Raw genomic sequence first — 5,745 nt, 5'->3', positions numbered from 1 at the left:
CTGCCGACCGATAGCGGACCCTGTACGGGTGCGGGCACTTCGACCACCGCGACCGCGGATGCTCACACCCCTTGAAAAACGACCCCATCCCACGAACCAACGAAACTGCCAACTATCCACTCCATGTCCAGCCGACAAGGCGCCCACAGTTTTGATTGAACATCTGCGACACCAGGAGTAATCCCCTTCTTGAGGCCAGCTATCGGAAACGCATCAGCCTCCCATTATTCGCTGCTGCTTCACCCAGGCTTCAACCTCTGCGACGTTGAAACGAATCTTTGAGTTCATTCCTACGCCGAATCTGTACATCACCAATCCCGACCGGGTCGCATTCTTATACAGCCAGGAGACGGATACATTCAAATATGCGGCAGTATCCTTGACATCCATGAACCGGCCAGTTTCAGCCACTCGCAAGTCTCCTCCGTCGTCTCTGCCCGCAACCGCACACGGCACCTCGAAAGGCACACCCGTGATCCGGTGTCTCACCGACCCGGGCCGTGGATCAATACTCCGCAGCGTCGCCGGTTTGCCCAACCGGCAATCGTCGGCTATGTTCCGCTCGGGCTGAATAGCTGCAGCAGCGGCTCTCGACTGCCACTCGACGGCGAGCAGTGCTTGTCGAGAACCACCTGGTTGCTGGGCGACACCACGGCGACCCATCAGTCAGATGGGGCCGGGTCTGCCCCTCTGAAGCGCGCTACCACCAGCGGGTGCGGGGACGACCGATACTCTGCCCGCATGATTCGCGCAGTGATTTTCGATGTCGGTGAGACGATCGTACGAGACGACCGTTACTGGGCAGCGTGGGCCGACTGGCTCAGCGTCCCCCGGCACACCGTGTCCGCACTCGTCGGCGCGGTCGTCGCTCAGGGACGTGACAACGCGGATGCCCTGCGTCTCATTCAGCCCGGCATTGACCTCGCCACCGAGTATGCGGCCCGTGATGCGGCTGGCCGCGGCGAGGACCTCGACGAGAGCGACCTTTACGACGACGTACGCCCCGCGCTCACCGAACTACGGGCCCTGGGTATGCGCGTCATCATCGCCGGGAACCAAACCACCCGCGCGGCTGAACTGCTGCGCGCCCTGGACCTTCCCGCTGACCTGGTCGTCACCTCCGGGGAGTGGGGTGTGGCCAAGCCTGCCCCGGAGTTCTTCCGCAAGGTGGTCGAGGCGGCGCAGGCGGCACCCGCCGAGACCGTGTACGTCGGTGATCATCCTGCCAACGACGTCACCCCAGCCGCCGCTGCCGGGCTCCGCACGGCGCACCTTCGACGAGGCCCGTGGGGTCACCTCTGGGCCGACAGCCCGGAGGTGACCGAAGTCGCCGACTGGAGGATCAGCACGCTCGCCGCTTTGCCGCCCCTCCTCACTGCGTAGCAGCTGCAGACCCGTTCACATCTCGTAGATGCATGCAACGAGCTACGGTGCGTATATGCCAATCGCCAGTAGGCGTGAGGTAGGCCAGCGCATCGCGACCATCCGCCGTGCGCGCCGGATGACTCAGGCCGACCTCGCCCGTGCCGCCTACGTCTCCCTCGCCACTGTGAAGGGAATCGAGCGAGGTGCCCGCTCGCCCAGCGACGACACCCTCGACTCGATCGCCGCAGCACTCAACGTCGACCCGAGCCGCATAGTCGCTGACAGCACCCGCACCGACAGCCGTGTGCACGCTGCCCTGCCCGACATCTCCATGGCCATCGCCGCGTACGACATTCCTGCCGACACCGCACCACGCCCGCTCTATGAACTCGGCGAGGACGTCGGCGAGCTCGTGAAGTGGCGTCTCGCCACTCAGTACGCCCGCATCGCCGAGCACGCTCCCCGCCTGCTCACCGAGTCGCTCACGGCGCTCCACCACACGAGCGGTGCCGAGCAGCTCCGCGCCGCGCACATCCTTGCCGCCGCTGCTCGTTCCGCAGACGCCGTGGCGTACAAGTTCGGTGCCCTCGACCTGTCCGCGCGACTGGTGGAACTAATGCGGTGGGCGGCCGATCAGACCGAGAGCCACATCGCGCAAGCCACTGCAGCCTACGTGCGCACCGAGACATTCTTCGCTGCCCGCGCCCACGCTCAAGGGTTACGCGCGTTAGAGCAGGCCATCGACGCCTGTCCGAGCCCGCTCGGCACGGTGTCAACCGCTGCCCGCGGCGCTTTGCACATGCGTGCCGCCGTCATCGCTGGCCGCAGCGGTGACATGGACGCCGTTAACCTCCACCTCGACGAGGCCCGGACGCTCGGCGACGCAGTGCCGGAAGCCGCTTACGATGGCACGCAGTTCGGCCCGGACTCAGTTCGCGCGCACGAAGTCTCTGTAGCTGTCAGCCTCGGGCAAGAGCACCTGCAGCGGGCTCTCGACATCGCCGACGAGTGGACGCCGCCCGACAGACTGCCCGAGGAGCGGCAATCCGGTTTCTGGATCGAGCTTGCGCGCGCGCAAGTGTGGGCCGGCCGCCCGGACAACGCCTTCGAATCGCTGAAGGTCGCCCGGTTCATCGCCCCCCAGCACACGCGGGAACATCCATGGGCTCGCGAGGCTGCTGCGACGATCCGTCGACTGAAGCGAGCGGACGCTGAATCACTGACGAGTTTCACCGAGTGGATCGGCGCAGTCTGAAAGGGATACACGGTGTATCCCTTTCAGCCCTTCTAACGGCCCATGCTCTGTCTGTCCACATAGATGAGGCAGACCGGAGACTGGGATGAAGAAGTGCGCCGGCAAGTTGCTGCGGGTCGACGGCCCAGTGAGCATTGCGCGGCTCCACGGCCGCGCGTGCTGGTACTGCGGCGCCGTGGCGCGAGAACTGGCCGCAGTCGGACGTGTTCAATTGACGGCTGGAACCCGTGTGTGGACGGTCGTTTCGTGCGGCTGCCACACAAGGGTGACGGCGGCGTGATGCGCACGACGCAGCAGCACATCGACGCGGACCAGGTTTCTCACCTAATCGCCGAGGCGCTCGGCGCTACCGGCATTCTGCCGCCCATGACCCGGCTCGAAGAGCTCGACAGGGCGCTACGGCCGGAGATCGAGCGGCTCGTGCTGCTCGTGCAACGCCGGGCCGATGCCAAGCCGCAAGGGTCCCGCGACTGGTACAGGCTCGTCCAAGCTGCCGAGCGAGCAGAGGACACCCTGAACTTCCAAATGGGCACGGCGCCGCTTGCTGGCGCAATCCACGTCGCTCACCTGGCCCGCCACGTGCACGAGCTGCGTGAGGTTGAGGTGATCGGCTAGTGACCCGACCATTGCGACGAGCCTCGCACAATCGCGGCGGACTCGTCTACCGGCGTCGGCACCGCCTCGGCCAGGTCCAGAGCGCCCCATTCCTTCAGCAACTGACGACGCAGTACGGAACCTTGCGTTATCCCGAACGAGATGACACTTCGGGACCGGGGGATCGCCGAGGCCCTGTCTTGCTAATGAGTTGCCAACAAGGGCTGCCGGACTACTTGCTGCACCTTCCGCATAACCGTGGGCAGGCGCCGTTGAGCGCTTTTGCGAGCAACGCGTCACTGCGTTCGGCCAGCTTACGGGCGCTCCGAGGCATCCAGCCAGTACGTGGCAAGCATCTCGGCCGGCCAAGCTGGCTGATGCACCGGTCCTCGGGGCCCCATCTGCGCGAAGTACGGCGCTACGTCGAGGACGGGGGTGCCGTCCACAGCGTCCAAATCGGTGACGACGAGGTCCCGGCCGTCTGTCTTGAGCAGTCGCGGATAGCTGATCGCCAGTTGGTTGGGGCGCCGGTGGTTGCGGTGGACGAACGTTCCGGTCGCCGGCCAGACCGGGTTGCCCCTGGGGCTGCGCGCGTGGAGCTGCACGTCTTCGGGACGCGCCAGGTGGAAGCGCCAGGTCACCGTGAGGTGGGAGAACTCCTCGATGCCCTGCAGCGTTTCGAGTGGGAAGGCGTCATTCAGTCGGATGATCGATTCCACCCCGCCCTGGTAATCGTCTTGGACGCGGGTGTGGCCCCCGACGACCGTTGCGATCGATTCGACCTCGTACGTTGCCATCGGCGCTCGTTCCTCTCCCCTGGAGTCGCGTGTTCAGCAGCCACCGGCCGCAGCCGCGAACCTGCCCTGTGGTCAGCCTATGGCGCGCAGCATCTCCCGCGCCCGGCGGTCCAGTGCGGCCACGTGACGGCCCCCTCGTTGCCTCACGGGCGACAGGTCGCTCTGCATACGGACGATTACGTCGCGGGCGCGGCCAGACTGGACTCCGGCCATGGCGTCGAGAGCTTGCGCCCAGGTGCCGCACGCCTCGTCGAGACGTCCTTGCTGGACCTGGACGGCGCCCAGGTAGCCGAGGGTCACGCTGTGGGTGCGGGCGTATTGCTGTCGGCGGCGGGTGGCGACACTGCGCTGGAAGTGGATCTCCGCGTCGAGGGGGTTGCCCAGGTCGCGCAGAGCGCAGGCGGTCTCGTGGGCAAGGGAGGCTTCCTGGAAGAAGCCCACACGCTCGGGGGCATCCTCGTTGTCGGCTCGGGCGAGATCCCGCTCCGCCCGGCTGATGGCCGCGAGGGTGCCGGGTCGGTCGCCGTCGGCGGCCAGGGCACGGGCGTGGACGATGGAGAGCAGGGCCTTCTCGCGCGAGCTGGCCTGGCCGTAGTGGGTGTGGGCCATGGAGGCGTCGGCCAGGTCGAGGGCCCTTCGTGGGTGCCCGAGGTCGACTGCCTGGTGGGCGAGGGCACGCAGGATGTGGCCGCCCAGTGGTCCGTCTCCCGCTTCGGCCGCGATGCGTGCGGCGAGGGTGAGGTAGCGCTGGGCGGTGCGGTGCTCCGATGCGTCGAACGCCATCCAGCCTGCGATGTAGGTCATCTCTGCCACGGCCGAGTATGTGTCCCGGCGGTGCCGTTCCGTTCGGAATCTGCTGCCCAGCAGTGGCACCGCTTCGTCGCGGAGGTGGCCGGCCAGGGCCGAGCGCCCCGAGGCTCCGCCACGCTGCTGGTCCCGCGCGGAGTAGAAGGCTGTCAGGTTGCGGATGTCGTCGATGTCGGCCTGCGTTACCAGCCGTGGGGAGACTGCTGGGCGCGATGCTGCTGCGGCTGGTGCGGTTGTCCACCACGCGCTCGCGGGCAGTGTGAGGCCGGCGGCCGAGTACGCGGCGGTCGCCAGCAGCTTGCGTCGGTGCATGTCCAGGTCGTCGCTTCCCAGCTCGGCCAGCACGGTCAGAGGGTCGACGCTCCAGTCGGAACTGCTGTCGGGCGAGCCTGTCGGCCCGTCTTCCAGCCCGAGGTCAGCGAGGGTGAGGCGGCGGCTGAGCCTGCGGGACAGCGTCTCACGCAGGATATGGGGCGCTCGTCCGCTGGGCTTGGTGCCCTGGACCCACATGGCAATGTGCGAGCGCGAGATGGCCTCCAATTCGCGAGCACCGCTCTCCGCGGCGACACGAGCGACGGCGGCGGCTGCTTGGGGCTGGGACCAGCCCGCTTCGCGCAGGAGTGCGGCGAGGGCGACGTTTCGCTCACGGGCCATGGGCTGCCCCTCGGGTCCGAAATGATCTTTGACGCCTTTGACGGCCTTGCGGGCCGCACAGGCATACCCCCCAGCGGGGATTCGCGGTTCGCTCAACGTAGCGGCCGGACCACTCACCATGCACGCCGACCGACTGCGGTGCACGGCGTTTCTCACTCAACTTGGCTCGATCTACTTAGAAGTTGTCTCAATTGGTGATCGCCCGCCCCGTGCGGATCGGAGACCGGGACAGGTCGGTGGCTTGACCGTGCTGTGAGACTTGCAACATGGACA

The 5,745-nt window shown here is 66.8% G+C and carries 6 protein-coding genes; 3 read left to right on the top strand and 3 right to left on the bottom strand.

Going from position 1 to position 5,745, the window contains the following annotated elements:
* Positions 1 to 213: 213 nt before the first annotated feature.
* The gene (locus tag IG94_RS42735; RefSeq protein ID WP_157852416.1) at positions 214 to 411 is read right to left on the bottom strand and encodes a helix-turn-helix domain-containing protein; all 198 of its coding nucleotides are present in this window, start codon (positions 409 to 411) and stop codon (positions 214 to 216) included.
* A gap of 330 nt (positions 412 to 741) precedes the next feature.
* On the opposite strand from IG94_RS42735, the gene IG94_RS0137640 reads away from it, so the two are divergent.
* The 3 genes from IG94_RS0137640 to IG94_RS39325 all read left to right on the top strand — a co-directional run bounded on the left by IG94_RS0137640 (position 742) and on the right by IG94_RS39325 (position 3,235).
* On the top strand, positions 742 to 1,383 hold the full coding sequence (locus tag IG94_RS0137640; protein WP_031048481.1) for an HAD family hydrolase: 642 nt from the start codon (positions 742 to 744) through the stop codon (positions 1,381 to 1,383).
* Positions 1,384 to 1,438: 55 nt separating this feature from the next.
* Positions 1,439 to 2,620, top strand: a complete 1,182-nt coding sequence (locus tag IG94_RS0137635; protein ID WP_031048478.1) for a helix-turn-helix domain-containing protein — start codon at positions 1,439 to 1,441, stop codon at positions 2,618 to 2,620.
* A gap of 231 nt (positions 2,621 to 2,851) precedes the next feature.
* Positions 2,852 to 3,235, top strand: coding sequence for a DUF6415 family natural product biosynthesis protein (locus tag IG94_RS39325; protein ID WP_043485721.1), 384 nt, complete (start codon positions 2,852 to 2,854; stop codon positions 3,233 to 3,235).
* Positions 3,236 to 3,528: 293 nt separating this feature from the next.
* On the opposite strand, the gene IG94_RS0137625 is transcribed toward IG94_RS39325, so the two are convergent.
* Together IG94_RS0137625 and IG94_RS0137620 are read right to left on the bottom strand one after the other, a co-directional pair.
* Positions 3,529 to 4,011: an SAM-dependent methyltransferase gene (locus IG94_RS0137625; protein WP_031048476.1), complete on the bottom strand. Its 483-nt coding sequence runs from the start codon at positions 4,009 to 4,011 to the stop codon at positions 3,529 to 3,531.
* A gap of 72 nt (positions 4,012 to 4,083) precedes the next feature.
* On the bottom strand, positions 4,084 to 5,472 hold the full coding sequence (locus IG94_RS0137620) for an NsdA family TPR-like regulatory protein (protein WP_211269726.1): 1,389 nt from the start codon (positions 5,470 to 5,472) through the stop codon (positions 4,084 to 4,086).
* Positions 5,473 to 5,745: the final 273 nt, after the last annotated feature.

It is taken from the genome of Streptomyces olivaceus (assembly GCF_000721235.1).
Taxonomy (GTDB): Bacteria; Actinomycetota; Actinomycetes; order Streptomycetales; family Streptomycetaceae; genus Streptomyces; species Streptomyces olivaceus.
The sequence above is the reverse complement of the archived record's forward strand: the minus strand, read 5'-3'. Positions and strand labels throughout refer to the sequence as shown.